Here is a 20,613-nt window from a genome sequence, read left to right as displayed (position 1 = left end):
GCTACCGCTGGGCGGCGGCCCGCTGACGTGCCGATTCGTACAGCACGACAGTCGCGGCGGTCGCCGCGTTCAGGGAGCTGGCGGACCCGGACATGGGGATCCGGACGAGCTGGTCGCATGCCTCGCGCCAGCCGGAGCTGAGGCCGGTGGTCTCGTTGCCGATCAACGTCAGGGTGGGTTGCGTGAAGTCGTACTGGGCGGCGTCCAGAATGCCGCGCTCATCGGTTCCCATGATGCTCATGTCGACGCCGTCGGCGCGGACGTCAGCGACCCAGGACAGAACGGCCTGGTGGGAGGGCACCCGGATCACGGGCAAGGCGAACAGCGAGCCGGTGCTCGCCCGGACCGCCTTCGGGTCGTACACATCGGCGGCGTGGCCGGTGACGATGACGCCGCTGGCGCCGAAGGCGTCCGCCGACCGAACAAGGGTCCCGATATTGCCGGGGCTGGTGGGCCGATCGAACACGACGGTGAGCATGGTCGGGCCGACCGGGATACGGCGCAGATCGTCCTCCGGCAACGCGACCACGGCCAGCAGTTCTGGCACGGTGTCTGCCTTACCTCCCAGTTCGTGGATCAGTTCACGCGAGACGGCGAACTTCTCGGCCCGGACTGTCTCCATGGCCTCGCGCGCCCAGCCGGACAGTTGAGCGCTGGTGTCGTAGAGCAGCTCCCGGATCTGCCAGCCGTGTTCGACCGCCATGGTGATGGGGCGCACGCCCTGCACGAGGAACTCACCGCGTCGCTGCCGCTTGGTCCGGTTGCCGAGGAGAGCTTTCCACTGCTGGAACCGCGCGTTGCGGCCACTCACTCGCAGAACCACTGCCACCTCCGCCGGTCGGTGCCGTCCCCGTCCGGACCGAGGGCGTCCTGTCCGAGACCCCGGCGGATCGCGATCTCTACGGGTGAGTACGCGCCGTCGGCCCGCTCCAGTTCGTACGGTGCGGCCGGCATCAGCGGCGGTTGGGCCATGAAGCGAGGCCGCGCTCCGTGGTGCGGTTGCGCCGCGTGCACCAGGAATGGGTGGCAGAGGAAGACGTCGCCGGGAGATCCGGTGGCGAGGGCGAGCGGCCGGTGCTCGGAGGCCGCCACCAGGTCGGGCGCAAGGGCCAGTCCGCTCGCTCCGTTCTCCCCGTACTTCTCCAGCACCTTCGGCACGTCGAGGTGTGAGCCGACCCGGATCCGGGTCGGGGCGTCCTTCTCCCCGACCTCACTGAACAGGAACAGCATCAGCAGTGCCCGGCCGCGGGAGCGCACATTGGTGAAGTACCAGCTCTCGCCCTCCGGTAGGTAGCTGCCCTCGATGTGCCAGCCCGCGTCGTCCGGCTCCTCTTCGTGCGGGAAGCGCAGCGGGAACGTGCCCAGCGAGTAGCGCGGCTCCCAGCGTCCCGCACCGACGAGCAGGTCGTACGCGCGGTGGAGGAACGGGGAGTTGGGAGCGGCGGCGAACGGTCCCTGCGCCATGCCGGGCACCCAGTGCACGGGCTGCGTCCACGTCGCTGGATCGTCCGGGTCGCAGCCCGTCTCCCGCCACAGCAGCCGCGCGCAGTCCGCTGCCACGCGCGGCGCGACGGCGCCCTCCAGCTTGACGAAGCCGTCGCGAAGAAAGCGGGACACCAAGGTCGTGTCATCCATGCCCCCATCGTGCGGCGGCGCCAGTCTCGATCACCCGACATTTTCCGCGCGGCTTCTGTCGCGTGCTGCCCGGTGCGCAGCGACCAAGGTTGACGTCGAACGGTGGCTTGATGACCTTGGCACTCGGTCTGACCGTCAGAGGGAGGGGAACACGTGGACGCCCGCATCGTCGACCATCCCGAGTTCCGGCTCGTGGGGCACGCGGCCCGCGTCCGGCTCGTCCACCAAGGCATCAACCCATACATCCAGCGGCACATCACCGCACTGCCGACCCAGGAGCACCTGCGCTTGAAGGCTCTCGGCAACACTGAGCCGAGCGGCCTGCTCGCGGTCAGCGACGACCTTCACCCCGACTACGCCGAGGGCAGCGAGCTGACCTACCTTCACGGGGTCGCCGTGTCCCCGGATACGCCGATCCCCGACGGTCTCGACATCATCGAAGTTCCGGCCGGCAAATGGGTGGTCATCCGGACCACGGGCCCGCATCCGCAGACCCTGCAGAAGGCCTGGGCCACGGCCGCAGCCGCGTGGTTCCCGTTCAACCCGTGGCGTCTGCGGCCGGGGCCGGAGATCGTCGCGGTGCGTGAGGCGATGAACGACCTCAGCACCGCGACCTGTGAACTCTGGCTGCCCGTCGAACCGGCATAACGATCTGGCGGACATCCAGACAGCATCTGAGCATGTCGGCGCCCGCCGGTACGCTGGCCCGGTGCCCCGGCTGATCCTGCTGAACGGGCCGCCGGGCTGCGGCAAGTCGACGCTGGCCCGCTGATACGCCGAGGACCACCCACTCACCCTCGACCTCGACATCGACCGGATCCGTGACCTGGTCGGGGGGGGTGGCGGGAGCAGGCCGGGACCGCCGGCCTGCTCGCCCGGGCCGCCGCGCTCGCCGCCGCCCGGGTGCACCTGTCGGCCGGACACGACGTGATCGTCCCGCAGTTCCTCGGCCGGATCGAGTTCGTCGACCAGGCCGAACGGGTGGCCCACGAGGTCGAGGCCGACTTCCACGAGGTCGTCCTGCTGGCGCCCCGGGACGAGGCGCTGCCGCGCTTCGTCGAACGCGGCCGGATCACCGGCGACCCGGCGCACCTCGACGCCGAGCGGATGCTGCGCCGGCACGGGGGCACCGCCGAACTGGCGGCGATGTACGACCGGCTCGCGGAGGTCGTCGCCGCCCGCCCCGCGACCCGGATCGTCCGCAGCGTGGACGGCGACGTGGACGGCACCTACCGCGACCTGCTCGCCTGCCTCGTCGCGCCACCCGGGCGGTAGGCCCTTGACCCTCACACCGTGTCAGGCGGTCGACTGGGAGACATCATGTTCACCATCGGAGAGTTCGCCCGGCACGGCCGCGTCTCGGTGCGGATGCTGCGCCACTACGACGCGACCGGCCTCCTGCGCCCGGCCCACGTCGACCCGCTCACCGGCTACCGCCGCTACAGCGCCGCCCAGCTCGCCCGCCTCAACCGGGTCGTCGCGCTCAAGGATCTCGGCTTCACGCTCCAGCAGGTCGCCGAGATTCTGGACGGCAGCCTCACCACCGAGGAACTGCGCGGCATGCTGCGACTGCGGCGGGCCGAGCTGGAGAGCGCGGTGGCCGTGGCGACCGCTCGGCTGGTCCAGGTCGAGGCGAGACTCCGAGCAATCGAGAGTGAGGGGCAGATGCCCACGAACGACGTCGTCGTCAAGAATCTCCCGGCGGTCCGGGTCGCCGAGCTGACCGCGACCGCCGCCAGCTTCGCGCCGGAGGACATCGGCCCGGTGATCGGGCCCCTGTACGACGAACTCTTCCGGCGCCTCGACGCGGCCGGGATCGTGCCGACCGGACCCGGGATCGCCTACTACGAGGACGAGCCGGACGGGACCGGCCGGATGATCGTGCACGCCGCCGTCCAGGTCTCCGCCCCCTGCCAGGACGGCACCGTCCGGGTGTGGGACCTGCCGTCGGTCGGCCCGGCGGCGACCGTGGTGCACCGGGGCCCGATGGACGCCGTCGTGCCCACCGTCCAGACCCTGGCCCGCTGGATCGACGGCAACGGGTACCGGGCCACCGGGTACCCCCGTGAAGTCAACCTGGAGTGCCCGGCGGACCGCGACGACTGGGTGACCGAACTCCAGGCGCCGGTGACCCGCGTCTGACCCACCGCACCGGCCCGGGTGTCAGAGCACCCGGGCCAACTGGGTGCGGGAACGGATGCCGAGCCGGTGGAAGATGTTGCGCAGGTGATGGTCGACCGTGCGGGTGGAGAGGAACATCCGGTCGGCGACCTCCCGGTTGGTGGCACCCTCCGCGACCAGCTGCGCGACCCGGAGCTGCTGGCCGGTCAGCAGCTGGGCCGCCGACCGGTCCGGACCGCCGACCGATTCCCCGGCGGCCCGCAGCTCCGCCGCCGCCTGCTCGGCCCAGGCAGCCACGCCCAGCCGGGTGAAGGTCTCGCAGGCGTCGTGGAGATACCGGCGGGCGTCGCGGGGGCGACGACTGCGGCGCAGTTCCCGGCCGAAGAGGAATTCGGTACGGGCCCGCTCGAACGCGCCGGCTCCCGGCGGGTGCCACCGCAGCGCGGCGCGGAAGCCCTCCTCCGCCGCCTGGCTGCCCCGGGGGGCGAGCAGCGCGTGACACCGCGCGGAGAGGGCCCGGCGGGACGGGCTGGCCGTGCTGTGGGCCCAGCGGTCGAAGACGGCGAGCGCGGCGACGGCCGCCGGCCGGTGCACCGACGCGGCGGCGGCCTCCACCAGGTACGGCGTGGCCATCACCTGCACCGTGACCTGCCCGCGTCCGGTGCCGGGGCAGGCCAGGGCCGCGAGCCGGGCGGCGGCGTCCTCGGGCCGCCCGTCGAGCAGGTCGAGCACCGCGAGGGCCCAGCGGGCCAGGGCGTCGGGACGGCTGCCGGGCGCCGGTTCCTCTCCGAGCTCCCGGATCAGCCGCAGACTGCTCGCCCGGTCGGCGCGGACGGCGGCCAGCACCGCCAGCATGCCCCGGTGGACCCCGGCCCAGGTGGTCTGGCCGGCGTCCCGGGCGGCGCGCAGCCCCTCCCGGGAGGTCTCCGCCGCCGTCTCGTGCCGACCCAGCCAGTACTCGGCGACCGCCCGCAGCTCCAGCGCCCGGGGCAGGTCGCAGACTTCCCTCCGCACGCGGGCCAGTGCCACCGCCCGGTCGGCGAGCCGGTGCGCCGGGCCGTCCTCGGCCACCAGCAGGGCGGCCACCGCCGCGCCGGTCAGGGCGGTCGGCGTGAGGTCCGGCCCGGTGAGACGGTCGCCGAGGACGACAGCCCGGCGCAACGTCGGCCCGGCCGCCTCGTGGTCGCCCCGCAGGGTCGCCGCCACACCGGCGAGGTGCGCGGTCACCAGTTCCGTCCGGGGTGACGCCCCGGTCTGGCACAGTGCCCGTGCCCGTCGTGCCACGTCGGCGTACCGGTACTGGTCACCGGCGAAGCAGACCGCCTCGCCAGCCCGCAGCAGTGCCTCCAGGGCCAGGTCCGGAGCGGTGCCGGCCCACGCGTCCGCGGCAGCGAGCAAGGCCGTCAGCGCGGCCGGGGTCCGCCCGCAGCGCAGTTCCATCTCGCCGCGCAACAGCTCCACCCGGCCGGTCACCGCCGGCCCCGGCAGGCCGGTGGGCAGGTGCTGGACGAGCAGCCGGGCCCGGTGCGGGCGCCCCGCCGACCAGGCGTGGTGGGCGGCTGCCACCAGTCGGGCGGCGGCACGGGCCGGGTCGACGCTGAGCTCGGCGGCGCGGTGCAGTGCCGTCGAGCGGGCGTCCGGGTCGCCGTCGTCGCGGGCCGCCGCCTCCAGTTCGGTCGCCAGGGCGGGATCGCGGCCCTCGGCGGCGGCGGCGAGGTGCAGGGCCCGGCGGAGCCGGTGGTCACCGTCGTCGAGCAGGGCGGCGAGCACCAGGTGCGCGGCGCGGCGCGCGGCAAGGGGCGCCGTGGCCACGACCATCGCCCGGACCAGGGGTTGCGGGAACGTCACGCCGTGCGCCTCGACGCGGACCAGGCCGGCGACCTCGGCCGGGGCGAGTGCCTCGATCGCCGTCCCGGTGGCGCGCGCGGCCCGGACGAGCGTCGCCGCGTCCACGTCGTGGTCGAGGGCGGCGAGCAGCAGCAGGTGCCGCGCGTCGTCGGTCAACCGGTCCAGCCGGGCCCGGTAGTCCCGGCCCAGGGCGCCGTCGGGCGGTGGCGTGGTGGGCAGGTTTTCCTCTCCCCGGCACTGGGCGGGAGTCAGGGCTTCGGCCAGGTCCACGAGGGCCTGCGGGTTGCCGGCGGCGACCGCGCCAAGGGTGGTGACGACCGGGTCGGAGGCGGGCACCGGCAGCCGGTCGGTGAGGACGGCGCGGCTGTCGTGCTCGTCGAGGGGACGGAGCCGGCGGGTGGGGATCCCGCCGGGAGCGGTGTCGACGGCTCCGGTGAGGAGGACGACGACCGGCAGGTGGCACAGGCGGCGCGCCACGAAGGCCAGTGCCTCGGCGGTCGGTCGGTCTCCGAGGTCGACGTCGTCCATGGTGCAGAGCAGGGGACGGTCCCGGGCGGTCACGGCGAGCAGCCCGAGCACGGCCATCGACAGGGTCAGCCGCTGGCCGGCGGGGCAGCCCGCACCGGCCAGGGCACGCCGCAGCACACGTCGTTGGGCGACGGGAAGCGCGCCGGCCCGGTCCCGCACCGGGTCGAGAAGGCGTTGCAGCCCGGCGTAGGGCAGCGCCGCCTCGTCGGTGAGCCCGGCTCCGGCGAGGATCGTCCGGTCAGCGGCGTGCCGGTGGGCGTAGCCGACCAGGGCGCTCCGACCCGACCCCGGCTCGCCCTGGAGCAGCAGCGCTCCCCCACCGGCGCCGTCGAGCAGGTCGCGGATCGCCCGGCGCTCGTCGTCCCGGCCCCGCAGCACGGTTATATGCACTGACGATGCAGTAACCATGTATTTAGTGTTACCTATCGGTAACGGGATGGAAAGAGGTGACGGTCAGCGGGCGGCAGGGTCGGCCAGCAGGGCGGCCACCGTACGGGCCATCACCGCACGGGCCTGGTCGACGCCCAGCCCGAGACCGTCGCGCAGCATCGACCAGGCCGGCCACATGCTCGCCGCCACCAGGGCGTGCACCAACTGGTCCCGGCCCGGCCCGGCCTGCGCCAACTCGGCGGCGAAGAGGTGCTCGACCTCGTCGCGGACCCGGTCGACGTGCTTGAGCCGGTTGCGGTGCAGTTGCTCGGAGACCGGCTCGCGCATCTGCGCGGCCCGGGCGGACGGTGCGATGAGCTGGAGCAGCCGAGCCCGCTGCCGGCAGAACGCGTCGACCCGTTTGGCCAGCGGCAGGGTGGCCGGAATCGGCCGGTAGGCGGCGTCCTGCTGGCGGAGCACCTCTTCACCGCTGGCTTCGAAGAGGGTCTCCATGTCCTTGAAGTTGGTCCAGAGGGTCCGCAGCGAGATGCCGGCCCGCTCGGCGATGCGTTCCCCGGTCGGCCGCAGGTCGCCCTCGGAGATGAGCGCCAGGTGCGCCTCGACGATGGCCGCCCGGGTGCGTTCGGCCCGGGCGGTGCGCCCGTCGACCCGCCCCGGTGCCTCGGCCCTGCCCATCCCGCCCGCTCCCTCCCTCACTGCCGGTCGCCCGCGAGTCTAGACGTGCGACATCCCGGGGTTTCGGGGCTGGTGGCGGCGCAGCTCCCGGCGGGCCAGCGACTGCCGGTGCACCTCGTCCGGCCCGTCGGCCAGGCGCAGGGCGCGGGCCCTGGTCCAGAGGCGGGCGAGTGGGGTGTCCTGGCTGACCCCGGCCGCGCCGTGGGCCTGGACGGCCCGGTCGATGATCCACTCGACGGTCTCCGGCACCACGATCTTGATGGCCTGGATCTCGGTGTGCGCCTGCCGGTTGCCGACCGTGTCCATCAGCCAGGCGGTCTTGAGCACCAGCAGCCGGGCCTGTTCGAGGCGGACCCGGGACTCGGCGATCCAGTCCCGGACGACGCCCTGCGCGGCCAACGGCCCGCCGAAGGCGTGCCGGTCGGCGACCCGCCGGCACATCAGTTCGAGCGCCCGCTCGGCCATGCCGACCAGGCGCATACAGTGGTGGATCCGGCCGGGGCCGAGCCGGGCCTGCGAGATGGCGAACCCGGAGCCCTCCTCGCCGACCAGGTTACCGACCGGCACCCAGACGTCCACGAAGTCGATCTCGGCGTGTCCGCCGTGGTCGCTGTCGTCGTACCCGAAGGTGCGCATGCCGCGCCGGACGTGGACGCCCGGGGTGCCCCGGGGGACGAGGATCTGGCTGTGCTGCCGGTGCCGTGCAGCGGTCGGGTCCGTCCGGCCCATCACCACGAAGAGTGCACAGCGCGGGTCCATCGCGCCGGTGACGAACCACTTCCGGCCGTTGATCACGTACTCGTCGCCGACGCGTTCGATCCGGGTGGCGATGTTGGTGGCGTCGGACGAGGCCACCGCCGGCTCGGTCATCGCGAACGCCGACCGGATCCGGGCCTCCAGCAGCGGGGTGAGCCAGCGCTCACGCTGCTCCGCCGTGCCGAACTCGGCCAGCAGCTCCATGTTGCCGGTGTCCGGTGCCGCGCAGTTGAGCGCCACCGGGGCCAGGCTCGGGGACCAGCCGGTGATCTCGGCGAGCGGAGCGTACCGGAGGTTGGTCAGGCCCGCGCCGTGCTCGCCGGGGAGGAAGAGGTTCCACAGGCCCCGTCGACGGGCCTCGGCCTGGAGCTCGGCGACGACCGGTGGGGCCGTCCACGGGTCGGTCCGGTCGAGGAGCTGCCGCTCGAAGACCGGTTCGGCCGGGTACACCCACCCGGTCACGAAGTCGGTCAGTCGTTCCCGCAGCCGTTCGGTCGTCTCGTCGTAGCCGAAGTCCATCAGCGCCTCCGTATCCTGGTCAGACCCTGGGCGACCAGCGGTGGCACCCGCGCGCCCACGTCGCCGAACCCGCTGCCCACGGTCTGCCCGCGCACCCAGCGGTAGTGCACGCCCTCGAGGATCACCGCGAGCTTGAACGCGGCGAAGGCGAGATACCAGTCGAGGTCGTCCACCCGCCGGCCGCTGCGGTCGGCGTACCGGGCGGCGAGCTCGTCGTCCCCGGGGCGGCCGGGCAGGTCGGTCCGGCCGGCGTAGACCAGGAAGAGCGCCAGGTCGGTGAGGGGGTCCCCCAGGGTGGACATCTCCCAGTCGAGGACCGCCCGCACCGTACGGTCGCCGCCGACGAGGACGTTGTCCAGGCGGAAGTCGCCGTGCAGGAGCACCCCGGTCCGGCTCTCGGGGACAGCCGCCGCGAGCCGGTCGTACAACTCCTCGACACCGGGCAGGTCCCGGCTGCGGGACGCGTCGAGCTGGCGCTTCCAGCGCCGCACCTGCCGACCGGTGAAGCCCTCCGGGCGCCCGAAGTCGGCCAGGCCCACCCCGGCCGGATCCACCGCGTGCAGCGCGGCGAGGACGTCCACCAGGGACAGGAACAGCGTCCGGACGCCCACCGGCCCCCATCCCACCAGCTCCGCCGGCTCCCGGTAGGCCCGTCCCGGCACGTGGCGCATCAGGTAGAAGGGCGCCCCGAGGACCGCCGGGTCCGGGCAGAGGTACACCGTCCCGGGCACCGGAACGGGCGTCCGGGCGAGGGCCCGCATCACCCGGTACTCGCGGCCCATGTCGTGCGCGGTCGCCAGCACGTGGCCCAGGGGTGGGCGGCGCACCACCCACCGGGACCGGCCGTCGGTCACCGCGTAGGTCAGGTTGGACCGTCCGCCGGTCAGCAGCTCGCCGCGCAGCTTCCCGGCGAGCAGACCGGGCACGGCCCGGTCCAGGTGATCGGCGAGCCGGTGCAGGTCCAGGCCGGGCAACTCAGCCATGCCGTTCGCGCTCCGCGTCGCGCTGGGTCCGGTTCATCGCCCGCAGCCAGCGGTCCGGGTCGTCGGCACGCCGGGCGTACCAGCCGGCGACCTGCGGGTGCGGCAGCACCAGGAAACGGTCGTCGGCCAGCGCCTCGACGACGCAGTCGGCCACCTGCTCGGGCGTGACCGCCGTGGCGTCCAGCAGGGCAGCGCTCAGCCCGTCGGCGTCGGCCAGCATCGGGGTGCGGACCCCCTGGGGGCAGAGGGCCTGGACGGTGACGCCCCGGTGGGCGTAACTGGCCCGCAGCCACTCGGCGAAGCCCACGGCCGCGTGCTTGGTCACCGAGTACGGGGCGTTGCCGAGCAGGGTGAGCAGGCCGGCGGCGGAGGCGGTGACCAGCATCCGGCCGCGCCCGGCGGCGAGCCAGTGCGGCAGCAGCGCGCGGGCGGCGTACACGTGGGACATCACGTTCACCCGCCAGGCGCGGGCCCACGTCTCGTCGGAGGCGTCGGGGCCGCCGCCGGACGCCACCCCGGCGTTGGCGCAGAACAGGTCGACCGCGCCGAACCGGTCCCGGGCGGCGTCCACCAGCGCGGTCACCCCGGCGGGATCGGCCGCGTCGGCGGGGTGGGCGTGCCCGCCGATCCGGGCCGCGACCGCCCGGGCCGCCGGGGCGTCGACGTCGTTGACCACCACCCGCGCGCCGGCGGCGGCGAACCGGGTGGCCAGCGCCGCGCCGATGCCGGACCCCGCTCCGGTCACCACCACGCCCGCCTCGGCGAGCGTCAGGCCGGTCATCAGGCCGGCCGACCGGTGAGGGTGAGTCCCCCGTCGAGGACGAGCGTCTGCCCGGTGATCCAGGCCGCCTCGTCGGAGGCGAGGAAGGCGACCGCCGCGGCGACGTCGCCGGGCTCCCCGAGCCGTCCCAGCGGGTACGCCCCGGCGACCTCGTCCTCCCGGTCCGCGTAGAGGGCCGCGGCGAACCGGGTCCGCACCACGGCCGGGGCGACCGCGTTGACGCGTACCGTCGGGGCGAGCTCGACGGCGAGGCAGGCGGTGAGGTGGTCGACGGCGGCCTTGCTCACGCCGTAGAAGGCGATGCCGGGCGACGGGGTGTGGCCGGCGATCGAGGAGACGTTGACGACGCAGCCGCCGCGCGCGGTCAGCCCGGCGGCGCAGACCTCCTGCGTCCAGCCGAGGGTGCCGAGCAGGTTGACGTCGAGGATCTTGCGCGCGGCGGCCAGGTCGAGGGTGGCCAGCGGCCCGTGGACGGGGTTGATGCCGACGTTGTTGACCAGGATGTCGACCGGCCCGAACGTCTCGGTGACCCGGCGGACGGTCTCGGCGCGGTGCGCCGGGTCGTCGGCCCGGCCGGCCACCCCCACGGCGTGCGCCGGCCCGCCGAGGGCGGCGACCGCCTCGGCCAGCGCCTCCGGGTGCCGGGCGGTGACGCCCACCCGGGCCCCGTCGGCGACCAGCCGCCGGGCGACGGCCAGCCCGATGCCACGGCTGGCTCCGGTGACGACGGCGACCCGCCCCGCGAGCGACCCTGAATTTGCATTCATAGTGCAGATACTAGGAGCGGGACGGATCGCACGTCAACGCCCGTCAGGAGCCCGTCGGCACACCGTTGGCCGGGGGCGTGACCGGCGGCGCGGTGTACTCCCTGACCGGACCGTCGCCCTCGTCGGTCTCGTACGTCGGACCGAAGTAGCTCTGCGTTCCCTCGCTGACCCGGTTCAGCCGCAGACCGCCGTAGCCGGAGTGGTCGGTGTCGGAGAAGCGCAGCGGGGCCAGCCCCGGGCCCGCGAAGCCGCCCCGGCCGACGGCGGCGAGCAGCGAGTCGCGGGTGAGGTCCTTCCCGGCGGCGGCGAGCGCCTGCACGAAGAGATAGCCGACCGCCATCCCGTAGACGGTGTTGCCGTCGAACGGCGCATCCCCGTTGTGCTCCTTGTTCACCTTGCTGAAGAGTTGGATCCACGGGTTCGCGGTGTCGTGCTGCATCGGCAGGTAGTTGGCGCCGATCATCCCCTCCAGCAGCGGCGTGGCGGCACCGAGTTGCTGGGCCAGGGTCGGATGGTCCCCGCCGACGTTGGAGACCAGCCACTGCGGGGCGAACCCGAGCCGCTTGGCGGTGCCGACGGCCAGCGCGGTGAACCCGGGCACGGTGGCGAGGATGACGACCTGGCAGCCGGCCGCCTTGAACGCGCCCACCTGGGGTGCGACGTTGGGGTTGCTGGTGACGTACGTCTGCCGGGAGACGACCGCCTCCGCGCCGAGGACCTTCTCCACGCCGACCAGGCTGTCCCGGCCGAAGTCGTCGTCCTGGCCGAGGAAGCAGACCTTCCGGCCGGGCAGCTCGGTCTTCACGTGGTGGGCCAAGATCTTGCCCTCCACGGTGTAGTCGGGGTTGAACCCGAACGTGCCCGGATACTTGTCCGGCTGGTCCCAGCTCCGGCTGCCGGAGGCGACGAAGAGGTCGGGCACCCGGTTGCTCTTGAGGAAGTCGAGCACCCCGGTGTGGGTGGGCGTGCCGAGCCCGTTGAGGAGGGCGAAGACCCGGTCCTGGAGGACCAGCTGGCGGACCACCTGCTGGGTGTTCGCCGGGTTGTAGCCGTCGTCCATCACCTTGTAGGTGATCTTCCGGCCGTGCACGCCGCCGTTGGCGTTGACGTAGTCGAAGTACGCCTTCGTGGCTGGGGCGATCTTGGAGTAGCCGGCCGCGGCGGGCCCGGTCAGGGGCATGTGGGTGCCGACCACGATCTCGGTGTCGGTGACGCCGGGCACCGACGCGCGGCCGGAGTCGGAGTCGCCGTCGCCGCATCCGGTGGCGACGAGCAGGCTCATGGAGGTGGCGATCGCGAGACCGCATCGGGTGAGGCGTCGCATCAGGACACCGGCCTTTCCTTGTCGGGGGGACGGGTGGGGTGGGGCGTCAGCCGCCGGGACGGCGTTCAGGACCGCCGCGAGGGCAACCGGGCGAGCAGCGGCCGGACCAGGCGGGAGAGGAGACCCTGCACGCCGCCGGGCGCGGCGATCATGACGACGACCAACGTGATCCCGAAGATCGCCAGCGGAAGGTTGCCCTCCAGCCGCTGGGCCATGGCCGGCGAGAGGGCGAGTCGCTCGGTGAGGGTGTGTGTCAGGTCCGGCAGGGCGACCAGCAGGACAGCGCCCCAGAACGCGCCGGCGAGGCTGCCCAGACCACCGACGACCACGGCCATCAGCAGGAAGAGCGAGAGCGTCAGGGAGAAGGCGCCGGGTGACGCGCTCTGGGCCAGCACCGCGAGCAGGGCCCCGCCGAGCCCGGCGCAGGCCGCGCTGACCACGAAGGCGAGGACCTGGGTACGCGCGACGTGGATGCCGGCCAGCCGGGCCGCCACCTCGTCGTCGCGGACCGCCCGGAACGTCCGGCCGAACCGGCTGCGCACCAGGTTGCCGAGCAGCAGCAGGGCGAGCAGGCTGGCCGACCCGGCGACCCAGAGCTGCCACCGTTCGTAGGGGAAGTCGAGGCCGAGCGCCGCCGGCGGCGGGTCGACCGGGACGGACAGCCCCTGCTCGCCGTTGAACACGCCGTCGAAGGTGACGGTCAGCGCCGGCACCACGACCGCGACGGCCAGGGTGACCCCGGCCAGGTACGGGCCCCGCAGCCGGGCCGCCGCCACCCCGACGACGGCGCCGACCGCGACCGTGGTCAGGATCGCCGCCCCCAGCGAGACCGGGAGCACCCAGCCGCCGGTGATCCCCCGGTCGAGAAAGGCGGTCTGGCAGAGGGCGACGGTGTAGGCGCCGGTGGCCATCAGCGCGCCGTGTCCGAGCGAGAGCTGCCCGTTGAGTCCGGTGAGCACGGTCAGCCCGGCGGTCGCGCAGAGGTAGGCGGCCACGGTGGCGAGCTGGAAGCTGCGGAACGGTTCCAGCTGGTAGCTGACGACCAGCAGGGCCAGCGCGCCGACCACGGTCCAGGTCAGGTGACGCAGCAGGGTCGAGCCACGGGGCCCGTCGGACGGCCGGACGCCCGGACCGGCCGGCGGGCGCGTCGGTGGGGCCGCCGCCCGGGTGGCGCTCACACCCGCCTCGCGGTGACCGGGGCGAAGAGACCGCCGGGACGGACCAGCAGCACCGCGAGCAGCAACCCGAGCACCGCGAGGGAGGTGACGTCGCCACCGGCGTAGCCGCTGACGTACGACAGCAGCAGCCCGACGACGAGACCACCGACGACCGCCCCGGGCGGACTGTCCAGCCCGCCGACCACGGCGGCGGTGAACGCCGAGACGAAGACCAGGTCCATCGCGTGCGGATGCAGGCCCAGCTCGGTCGGGATGACCAACATGCCGGCCAGGGCGCCGACCCCGGAGGCGAGCGCCCAGCCGAGGGTCAGCATGCCGCCGACGTTCACCCCGAGCAGGCGGGAGACCTCGGGGGCGAAGGCCGCCGCCCGCATCCGCAGGCCCACCGCGGTGCGGGTGAAGGTCCAGGCCAGCGCGACGACCACCACCGCGACCGCCAGGAACACGAACAGGTCGTACGGCGAGAGCAGGGCGAGCCCGCCGACGGTCAGCGCGCCCCGGTCGAACGGCGTCCCCACCGGGCGGAACTCGTTGCCGTAGAGCATGCCGAGGACGGCCTGGATCAGCAGGACCAGCCCCAGCGCGACGATCACCGGGTTGAGCGGGGAGCGGTGGTCGACGAAGCGCATGACGGCCACGTCGACGAGCGCGCCGAGGAGCAGTCCGGCGACCAGCGCGGCCAGGAAGCCAAGCCAGTAGGAGCCGGTGGCGGTGGAGACGCTGTAGGCCACGTAGGCGGCGGCCACCGCCATCGCTCCCTGGGCGAAGTTGACGATCCGGGCGGCCCGCCAGATCAGCACCAGGGACAGCGCGAACGCGGCGTAGACCGCGCCCCTCGACAGGCCGTCGAGGGTGAGGAAGAGGAAGCGGTCCAACGGTCCTCCCTCCGGGGGACACGGGTGGGTCAGAATCCGAGGTAGGCGTGGCGCAGCTCGGCGTCGTCCCGGAGTCGGGCGGCCGGCGCGGTGGTGACGACCCGGCCGAGGGCCATCACCACCCCCTGGTCGGCGATCCGGAGCGCGCTGCGCACGTTCTGCTCGACCAGGAGCACGGTCAGCCCGGTGTCGTCGCGGAGGCGCCGCAGCAGCGCCATGGTCTGGGCGACCACCCGGGGCGCCAGCCCGAGGGACGGCTCGTCCAGCAGGAGCAGCCGGGGACGGCCGACGAGCGCCCGGCCGAGGGCGAGCATCTGCCGTTCGCCGCCGGAGAGCTGATGGCCGAGGTGCCGACGGCGCCGCGCCAGGGGCGGGAAGAGCTGGTAGACCTCGTCGAGGGCTCGGGCGGCGTCGGCGCGGTCCCGGCGCCACAGCCCGCCGAGGCGCAGGTTCTCGTCCACGGTCAGCTCGCCGACCACGCCCCGTCCCTCCGGCACGTGCGCCATGCCGCGCCGGACGAGCTGCTCCACCGGCACGCCCCGCAGGTCCTCCCCGGCCAGGGTGATCCGACCGTCGCTCGGGCGGAGCATGCCGGAGAGGGCGCGCAGCAGGGTGGTCTTGCCGGCGCCGTTGGCGCCGACCACGGCGACGATGGTGCCCGGCGCCACCGTGAGGTCGACCGCGTGCAGCACCGGCGCGGCTCCGTAGCCGGCGACCAGACCATCGACCGCGAGCAGGGCGTCGGTGGTCATGTCGCGGATCCGTCGACGGCCGCGCCGAGGTACGCGTCGGTGACGGCCGGGTCGTCGCGGATCTGCTCGGGGGTGCCGCTGGCGATGACCTTGCCGAAGTCGAGCACGGTCACCTCGTCGCAGACCGCCATCACCAGGTCCATGTGGTGCTCGACCAGCAGAACCGCGCAGGGGTCCGGGTCGCGCCGGGGCAGTCCCCGGACCAGCTCCGCCAGGTCGTCGATGTCCTCGGCGCCGAGGCCCCCGGCGGGTTCGTCGAGCAGGAGCAGCCGGGGTCGGGCGGCGAGCGCGCGGGCCAGCGCGACCCGCTGCCGTACGGCGAAGGGCAGGGTCGCCGGCGCGGCGTCGGCGTGCCCGGCGATGCCCAGCTCGTCGAGGACGGCGAGGGCGTGCCGCCGCAGCCGGCGCTCGTCGCGGTCGCTGCGTGGCAGGCCGAACAGGGCCGACAGGAAGCCGGCGCGGGCGGTGTGCGTGGCGCCGGTCATCACGTTCTCCAGCACGGTGAGCCCGGGGAAGAGTCCGGTGCCCTGGAGCGTGCGGGCGATGCCGAGCCGGTTCAGCCGGTGCGGTCGCGGACGCAGCGGCCGACCGTCGAGCGTCAGCGAACCCGACTCCGGCGTCACGAATCCGCAGACCACGTTGAAGAGGGTGGTCTTGCCGGCCCCGTTCGGGCCGATCACGCCGAGGACACCGGTGGCGGGCACCCGGAGCGAGACGTCGTCGAGGGCGGTGAGGCCGCCGAAGCGCACCCTGACCTGGTGCAGTGCGAGCCCTTGCTCCATCACCCATCCCTCGGGTCGGCGGGAGACTATTTACACGGGGAGTGTACTTTTCTCGCGCTCCCCGTCAACACCTTCGATACGTCGTATTTCCGGACCGGAAACGGCCAACGGCCGACGGCCGTCCGCCGACGGAGGTCAGGGTCGGGGCGCACCGGGTGGTGGCGCGGGCAGGTCGGCCAGGTCGGTCAGGACCGCCCGGTGCCGGTCGGCGGCGCCGAAGGCGACCGCCGCGCTCCTCGCCCGCTTGAGCAACAGGTGCGCCGGATGTTCCCAGGTGAACCCGAGGCCACCGTGCGCCTGCACGCAGACCTCGGCGGCGGTCGTCGCGACCGTCCCGCAGTACGCCTGGGCCAGTGACGCGGCCAGGGCGGTGTCCGGGTCGCCGGTGGCGAGGCAGTCGGCGGCGTACCGGGCCACCGCCCGGGCCTGGGAGACCGCCACCCAGACGTCGGCCAGCCGGTGCTTGACCGCCTGGAACGAGCCGACCGGACGGCCGAACTGGTGCCGGGTCCGCACGTGCGCGACCGCCAGGTCGAGACAGCGCTGGGCCACGCCGACCTGCTCCGAGGCGAGCAACGCCGCGCCTGCGGTCAGCGCGTCGGTCACCGCCCCGGTGGCCGTCGCGCCGGCGGCGACCCGTCGGGCCGGCGCGTCGGCGAACCCGACGTCGGCCAGCGGGCGGGTGACGTCGAGGGAGACCACCGGGGTCCGGCGCACCCCCGGTCCCCGGGCGTCCACGGCGTACAGTCCGTCTCCGGCCGGCACCAACAGCACGTCGGCCGGGAGCGCGTCGACGACACCGGCCACCCGGCCGGTGAGAGCCGGACCGGTGGACACCGCGACCGGGTCCGGAGGTGTTCCGGGGGACGTGCCGAACGGAACCACCAGCGTCGCGACGCACCGCCCGGCGGCGAGCGGCCCGAGCAGCCGGGTCTCCCCACAGGCGAGCAGCGCCCGGGTGGCCAGCACGGCGCTGCCCAGGAACGGCACCGGCGCGACCGCCCGGCCCAACTCCTCCAGCACCACCGCCACCTCGCGGAAGCCGACGCCCGCGCCGCCGTGCTCCTCGGGCACCGGCAGGCCGGCGACCCCGAGCTCACCGACCAGCCGCGCCCAGAGCGCCGGGTCGTACGCCTCGCCGCCGTCCACCCGGGTCAGGGTCCGCTGCCACGGGGCGTGTGTCGTCAGCAGCGCCCGGACGCTGTCCCGGAGCGCCTCCTCGACGTCGTCGTAACACAGGTCGGTCATCGGTCCGCCCCGGGCTCGCCCGGCGGTCGGTCCGGCCCGGGCTCCGACGGCGGTCGGTCCGGCCTCGGCCCGGGCGGCGGTCGGTCCGGCCCGGACTCCGACGGCGGTCGGTCCACGCGGGGCTCGGGCGGCAGGCCGAGGACCCGCTCGGCGATGACGGTGCGCAGGATCTCCGAGGTCCCACCCTCGATCGAGTTTCCCCGGGCCCGCAGGTAGCGGTACGCGGCGGTGCGGCCGAGCAGGTCCGGCTCCTCCGGACGGCGCATCGTCCAGTCGTCGTACCGCAGCCCCTCGTCGCCGAGCAGGTCCAGCTCCAACGCGCTGATCCGCTGGGCCAGCTCGGCGAAGGTGAGCTTCACCGCCGACCCCTCCGGCCCCGGCTCGCCGGCGGCGAGCTGTTGGCGCAGCCGCAGGGCGGTCAACCGGGCGGCCTCGGCCTCCACCCAGGCGCGTAGGAGGTCGGCGTGCAGGCCGTGTGTGCGCAGCTCGGGTCGCGCGCGCCAGGCGCGCGCCAGCAGGCCGATCATGCCCCCCTCGCGGGGCAGCGGTCGCCCACCGATCGCGACCCGCTCGTTCATCAGGGTGGTCCGGGCCACCCGCCAGCCGTCGCCGACGGCCCCGAGGCGCAGCGTGTCCGGCAGCCGGACGCCGGTGAGGAAGACCTCGTTGAACTCCGCCTCGCCGGTGAGCTGGCGCAGCGGCCGCACCAGCACCCCCGGTGCGGTCATGTCACAGACCAGGTAGGTGAGCCCCCGGTGTTTGGCGACCCCGGGGTCGGTGCGGGCGAGCAGGAGGCCCCACCGCGCGCGGTGGGCCAGCGAGGTCCACACCTTCTGGCCGTCGACCACCCAGTCGTCGCCGTCGCGCACCGCACGGGTGGTCACGGCGGCGAGGTCGGAGCCGGCGTCCGGTTCGCTGAACAGCTGGCACCAGACCTCCTCGCCGGTCCAGAGCGGCCGCAGCCACCGCTGGCACTGGGCCGGGGTGCCGTGCCGCAGCACGGTCGGAGCCGCCATACCGAGACCGATGCTGTTGCGCCGTGGGCGATGGTCCGGCACACCGGCCCGGGCCAGCGCCTCGTCGAGCACCGGCTGGAGGCGGCGGGGCAGACCCAGCCCGCCGAGCCCGACCGGATGGTGGACCCAGGCCAGTCCGGCGTCGAACCGGGCACCGAGGAACGCGGTCGCGCCGCCGGCCGGATCGTGTCGCCGGAGGAACTCGGCGACCAGGCCGCGCAGCCGGTCGGCGTCGTCGTCGGGCATGCCGATCCTCCGGGAAGTAATTGCACTATGGATGCAATATAGGCTTCCGCCCGACCTAGCGGAAGACCACCGGACCGGACGGAGCGCCCCGCCGACAGAGCCGGTCCGGGGCGCCCCGATCACGGATCAGGAACTGGGGCAGGTGTTGCGGTACTCCTCCACGTCCAGGCCGCTCGGGCCCGGGCAGAGGAACGGCTCGTAGCGGGTGTCGTTGTCGACGAACCGCTTCAGCCAACTCACCATCTGCTTGCCGACCAGCGCGTCGGCCGACTGGGGGAAGAAGTGGCTCTCCCCGTTCAGCTCCAGGTACGCCTTCTCCGACGCGGCCGGGATGCTGCTGTAGAACGGCTCCGAGTGCGACGACACCGGGGCGACGGTGTCGTACTCGCCGCCGATGATCAGCGTGGGAACCCGTACGCTCGACCAGCTCTTGGTCGTGTTCCAGGGCGCGAGCGGAATCGCGGCCTGCAACGACGGGCGCGACACGGAGGCTTCGAGGCTGCCCCCGCCGCCCATCGAGTGTCCGGCCACGGCGAGCCGGGTGCCGTCGATCCGGGTCCGGACGGAGCTGCGCTGGACCAGGTAGTCGAGCGCGGCCAGCAACTGCCGACCACGGCTGTCCGGCTGGTCGAGGGTGCTGTTGGTCTCGATGCCGATGACCACGAAGCCGTGCGAGGCCAGTCGCGGCCCGAGCCAGCTGATGCTGGACCAGTAGGCGGTGAAACCGGGCGAGATGGCGATGGCGCCGAAGGTGCCCTCGCTGGTGCTGGTCGGGTAGTAGATGACCCCGCCGCCGAAGCCGCTGACGCTCAGCGAGGAGACGGTCTGCGAGGCGGTGGCGAAGGGGCCACGGCTGGCCTCCAGGATGGCGGTGGTCGGGTTGGGGCCGCGCTCGTACGGGTTGTCCGCGGCCTGCGCGCCGGACGCCGCCGCCAGGACACCCCCGGTGGCCAGGAGGACGGCCGTGGTCAGCCCGGCCACGGCACGGACGAGGGAACGGGGACGGATGGTGGTGGGTGATGGCATGTCGGGTTCTCCCTGCCGGTAGCGGGTAAATCGACATGTGTCAGTCTTGGGGCAGGGCTGACCGGCCCGCATCGGCAAAATCACCGGTCACCACCGCCGGCCGACGCCCACCTCCCTCGCGACGCCCCCGGCGGGCGTGGCCGCCACGGCTCCCGGCCCACCGCCTCGACCGGGGAACCGATGGTTCCGGGCAGCTTGACCTACCGTCCAAACCGGATGGACGTCCGGCGGAACCGGCGCAGGTGACCCCGAGAGGCACGACGGCGAACGCGGGTCGGACAAGCGCGGGTGGACGCTGTGGTGTCACAGTGGAGACAGAAGGGGGAACCTCCTCGGTGTTACGTTCCGGCGCATGCCGAACGAGCTCTTTCCCCGCTGTGGCACCTACGACCGGGACTGGGCGGAGGAACACTCGCTGGGCGAGAACGTGCTGCACTTCGTCGAGTCGCTGACCCAGGTGATGAAACTGCGGCCGGGCATGCGGATCCTGGACCTCGGCTGCGGCCACGCCATCAGCTCGATCTTCCTGGCCCGGGAGTTCGGGGTCCGGGTGTGGGCGGTCGACTTCGGCGTCGACCCCTCCGCCAACCAGCGCCGGATCGAGGAGTTCGGCTGCGCCGACCTGGTCCAGCCGCTCCGCGCCGACGTCCGCGCGCTGCCGCTGCCGCAGGACTTCTTCGACGCGGCGGTCGCCTTCGACTCCTACCGGTACTTCGGGACCGACCAGCGCTTCCTCACCGGGATGCTGCGACACCTGCGCCCGGACGGCCGGCTCGGCATCGTCGACGCCTGCACGAGCCGGGACATCTCCAGCGCCGAGGACCTCGGGCCCGACCTGCGCCAGGAGTGGCTCGACGGCGGCTGGTACCTGGTGCACTCGATCGAGTGGTGGCGTCGGCACCTGACCCGGACCGGCCTGCTCGAGGTCACGCTGGCCGAGCCGCTGCCGGGCAGCGACGCCATCCGCACGCGGTACCTCGACCGGTTCCGGGACGATCCGGCGGAGGCGGAGATGGTCACCTTCATGGAGGCCGAGGAGGGCGGGTTCACCGGCTCGTTCCGGCTGGTCGCCCACCGGACCGGGCGCCAGCCACTGCTGGAGGAGGACGGTGAGACGCCGTACTGACCCGGTTCCGCCCCGTGGGCCCGTCAGGCGGCCCGAC

General features: G+C 73.8%; 20 protein-coding genes. 4 read left to right on the top strand and 16 right to left on the bottom strand.

Features of this window, described 5'->3' with window-relative positions; translation table 11 throughout:
• Position 1: 1 nt before the first annotated feature.
• Positions 2-829: a TrmH family RNA methyltransferase gene (locus GA0070618_RS25060; protein ID WP_088983814.1), complete on the bottom strand. Its 828-nt coding sequence runs from the start codon at positions 827-829 to the stop codon at positions 2-4.
• On the bottom strand, positions 808-1,635 hold the full coding sequence (locus tag GA0070618_RS25055) for a phytanoyl-CoA dioxygenase family protein (protein ID WP_088983813.1): 828 nt from the start codon (positions 1,633-1,635) through the stop codon (positions 808-810). Before GA0070618_RS25055 ends, GA0070618_RS25060 begins: the two co-directional genes overlap by 22 nt.
• Before the next feature lie 153 nt (positions 1,636-1,788).
• On the opposite strand from GA0070618_RS25055, the gene GA0070618_RS25050 reads away from it, so the two are divergent.
• The 3 genes from GA0070618_RS25050 (at position 1,789) to GA0070618_RS25040 (ending at position 3,777) form a co-directional block, all read left to right on the top strand.
• Positions 1,789-2,283: a GyrI-like domain-containing protein gene (locus tag GA0070618_RS25050; RefSeq protein ID WP_088983812.1), complete on the top strand. Its 495-nt coding sequence runs from the start codon at positions 1,789-1,791 to the stop codon at positions 2,281-2,283.
• 279 nt (positions 2,284-2,562) lie between these two features.
• Positions 2,563-2,910 (top strand): hypothetical protein, encoded by a 348-nt coding sequence (locus GA0070618_RS34360; RefSeq protein ID WP_197701636.1) that lies wholly within the window; start codon positions 2,563-2,565, stop codon positions 2,908-2,910.
• A gap of 45 nt (positions 2,911-2,955) precedes the next feature.
• Positions 2,956-3,777 (top strand): MerR family transcriptional regulator, encoded by an 822-nt coding sequence (locus tag GA0070618_RS25040; protein WP_088983811.1) that lies wholly within the window; start codon positions 2,956-2,958, stop codon positions 3,775-3,777.
• Between the two features lie 21 nt (positions 3,778-3,798).
• Here the strand turns inward: GA0070618_RS25040 and GA0070618_RS25035 are convergent, their stop codons facing one another.
• From GA0070618_RS25035 to GA0070618_RS24970, 14 genes are all read right to left on the bottom strand, one after another.
• Positions 3,799-6,540: a helix-turn-helix transcriptional regulator gene (locus GA0070618_RS25035; protein WP_088983810.1), complete on the bottom strand. Its 2,742-nt coding sequence runs from the start codon at positions 6,538-6,540 to the stop codon at positions 3,799-3,801.
• Between the two features lie 45 nt (positions 6,541-6,585).
• Positions 6,586-7,197 carry a TetR/AcrR family transcriptional regulator gene (locus tag GA0070618_RS25030; protein WP_088983809.1) on the bottom strand — a complete coding sequence of 204 codons (612 nt, stop codon included), beginning with the start codon at positions 7,195-7,197 and terminating at the stop codon, positions 6,586-6,588.
• Between the two features lie 39 nt (positions 7,198-7,236).
• A complete protein-coding gene (locus tag GA0070618_RS25025; protein WP_088983808.1) occupies positions 7,237-8,472 on the bottom strand; it encodes an acyl-CoA dehydrogenase family protein in 1,236 nt (411 codons plus the stop codon).
• Entirely contained in the window at positions 8,472-9,455 is a 984-nt protein-coding gene (locus tag GA0070618_RS25020; protein ID WP_088983807.1) for a phosphotransferase family protein, read from the bottom strand. The genes GA0070618_RS25025 and GA0070618_RS25020 overlap by 1 nt, the downstream gene beginning before the upstream one ends.
• The gene (locus tag GA0070618_RS25015) at positions 9,448-10,227 is read right to left on the bottom strand and encodes an SDR family NAD(P)-dependent oxidoreductase (protein ID WP_414467612.1); all 780 of its coding nucleotides are present in this window, start codon (positions 10,225-10,227) and stop codon (positions 9,448-9,450) included. The genes GA0070618_RS25020 and GA0070618_RS25015 overlap by 8 nt, the downstream gene beginning before the upstream one ends.
• 8 nt (positions 10,228-10,235) lie before the next feature.
• Positions 10,236-11,003: an SDR family oxidoreductase gene (locus GA0070618_RS25010; RefSeq protein WP_088983805.1), complete on the bottom strand. Its 768-nt coding sequence runs from the start codon at positions 11,001-11,003 to the stop codon at positions 10,236-10,238.
• 43 nt (positions 11,004-11,046) lie between these two features.
• Entirely contained in the window at positions 11,047-12,327 is a 1,281-nt protein-coding gene (locus tag GA0070618_RS25005; RefSeq protein ID WP_088983804.1) for an ABC transporter substrate-binding protein, read from the bottom strand.
• A gap of 65 nt (positions 12,328-12,392) precedes the next feature.
• On the bottom strand, positions 12,393-13,505 hold the full coding sequence (locus tag GA0070618_RS25000; RefSeq protein ID WP_088983803.1) for a branched-chain amino acid ABC transporter permease: 1,113 nt from the start codon (positions 13,503-13,505) through the stop codon (positions 12,393-12,395).
• Complete coding sequence (locus GA0070618_RS24995; RefSeq protein ID WP_088983802.1) at positions 13,502-14,380, bottom strand: branched-chain amino acid ABC transporter permease; 879 nt, start codon at positions 14,378-14,380, stop codon at positions 13,502-13,504. The genes GA0070618_RS25000 and GA0070618_RS24995 overlap by 4 nt, the downstream gene beginning before the upstream one ends.
• Before the next feature lie 29 nt (positions 14,381-14,409).
• A complete protein-coding gene (locus tag GA0070618_RS24990) occupies positions 14,410-15,132 on the bottom strand; it encodes an ABC transporter ATP-binding protein (protein ID WP_088983801.1) in 723 nt (240 codons plus the stop codon).
• A complete protein-coding gene (locus GA0070618_RS24985) occupies positions 15,129-15,914 on the bottom strand; it encodes an ABC transporter ATP-binding protein (RefSeq protein WP_088983800.1) in 786 nt (261 codons plus the stop codon). Before GA0070618_RS24985 ends, GA0070618_RS24990 begins: the two co-directional genes overlap by 4 nt.
• A gap of 135 nt (positions 15,915-16,049) precedes the next feature.
• On the bottom strand, positions 16,050-17,162 hold the full coding sequence (locus GA0070618_RS24980) for an acyl-CoA dehydrogenase family protein (RefSeq protein WP_088983799.1): 1,113 nt from the start codon (positions 17,160-17,162) through the stop codon (positions 16,050-16,052).
• Positions 17,159-18,424 (bottom strand): acyl-CoA dehydrogenase family protein, encoded by a 1,266-nt coding sequence (locus tag GA0070618_RS24975; RefSeq protein WP_088983798.1) that lies wholly within the window; start codon positions 18,422-18,424, stop codon positions 17,159-17,161. The genes GA0070618_RS24980 and GA0070618_RS24975 overlap by 4 nt, the downstream gene beginning before the upstream one ends.
• A gap of 126 nt (positions 18,425-18,550) precedes the next feature.
• Complete coding sequence (locus tag GA0070618_RS24970) at positions 18,551-19,450, bottom strand: alpha/beta hydrolase family protein (protein WP_088983797.1); 900 nt, start codon at positions 19,448-19,450, stop codon at positions 18,551-18,553.
• 352 nt (positions 19,451-19,802) lie between these two features.
• Here GA0070618_RS24970 and GA0070618_RS24965 point away from each other — a divergent pair, with 352 nt between their 5' ends.
• A complete protein-coding gene (locus GA0070618_RS24965) occupies positions 19,803-20,576 on the top strand; it encodes an SAM-dependent methyltransferase (protein WP_088983796.1) in 774 nt (257 codons plus the stop codon).
• Positions 20,577-20,613: the final 37 nt, after the last annotated feature.

It is taken from the genome of Micromonospora echinospora (assembly GCF_900091495.1).
GTDB classification, from domain to species: domain Bacteria; phylum Actinomycetota; class Actinomycetes; order Mycobacteriales; family Micromonosporaceae; genus Micromonospora; species Micromonospora echinospora.
The sequence above is the reverse complement of the archived record's forward strand: the minus strand, read 5'-3'. Positions and strand labels throughout refer to the sequence as shown.

Bases quoted from the DNA above. Each gene is read 5' to 3' on its own strand.
- GA0070618_RS25040 (WP_088983811.1), top strand. From the start codon at position 2,956: ATGTTCACCATCGGAGAGTTCGCCCGGCACGGCCGCGTCTCGGTGCGG.
- GA0070618_RS25025 (WP_088983808.1), bottom strand. From the start codon at position 8,472: ATGGACTTCGGCTACGACGAGACGACCGAACGGCTGCGGGAACGACTG.
- GA0070618_RS25055 (WP_088983813.1), bottom strand. From the start codon at position 1,635: ATGGATGACACGACCTTGGTGTCCCGCTTTCTTCGCGACGGCTTCGTC.
- GA0070618_RS24980 (WP_088983799.1), bottom strand. From the start codon at position 17,162: ATGACCGACCTGTGTTACGACGACGTCGAGGAGGCGCTCCGGGACAGC.
- GA0070618_RS25020 (WP_088983807.1), bottom strand. From the start codon at position 9,455: ATGGCTGAGTTGCCCGGCCTGGACCTGCACCGGCTCGCCGATCACCTG.
- GA0070618_RS24975 (WP_088983798.1), bottom strand. From the start codon at position 18,424: ATGCCCGACGACGACGCCGACCGGCTGCGCGGCCTGGTCGCCGAGTTC.
- GA0070618_RS24985 (WP_088983800.1), bottom strand. From the start codon at position 15,914: ATGGAGCAAGGGCTCGCACTGCACCAGGTCAGGGTGCGCTTCGGCGGC.
- GA0070618_RS24990 (WP_088983801.1), bottom strand. From the start codon at position 15,132: ATGACCACCGACGCCCTGCTCGCGGTCGATGGTCTGGTCGCCGGCTAC.
- GA0070618_RS25005 (WP_088983804.1), bottom strand. From the start codon at position 12,327: ATGCGACGCCTCACCCGATGCGGTCTCGCGATCGCCACCTCCATGAGC.
- GA0070618_RS24970 (WP_088983797.1), bottom strand. From the start codon at position 19,450: ATGCCATCACCCACCACCATCCGTCCCCGTTCCCTCGTCCGTGCCGTG.
- GA0070618_RS25035 (WP_088983810.1), bottom strand. From the start codon at position 6,540: ATGGTTACTGCATCGTCAGTGCATATAACCGTGCTGCGGGGCCGGGAC.
- GA0070618_RS25010 (WP_088983805.1), bottom strand. From the start codon at position 11,003: ATGAATGCAAATTCAGGGTCGCTCGCGGGGCGGGTCGCCGTCGTCACC.
- GA0070618_RS25030 (WP_088983809.1), bottom strand. From the start codon at position 7,197: ATGGGCAGGGCCGAGGCACCGGGGCGGGTCGACGGGCGCACCGCCCGG.
- GA0070618_RS24965 (WP_088983796.1), top strand. From the start codon at position 19,803: ATGCCGAACGAGCTCTTTCCCCGCTGTGGCACCTACGACCGGGACTGG.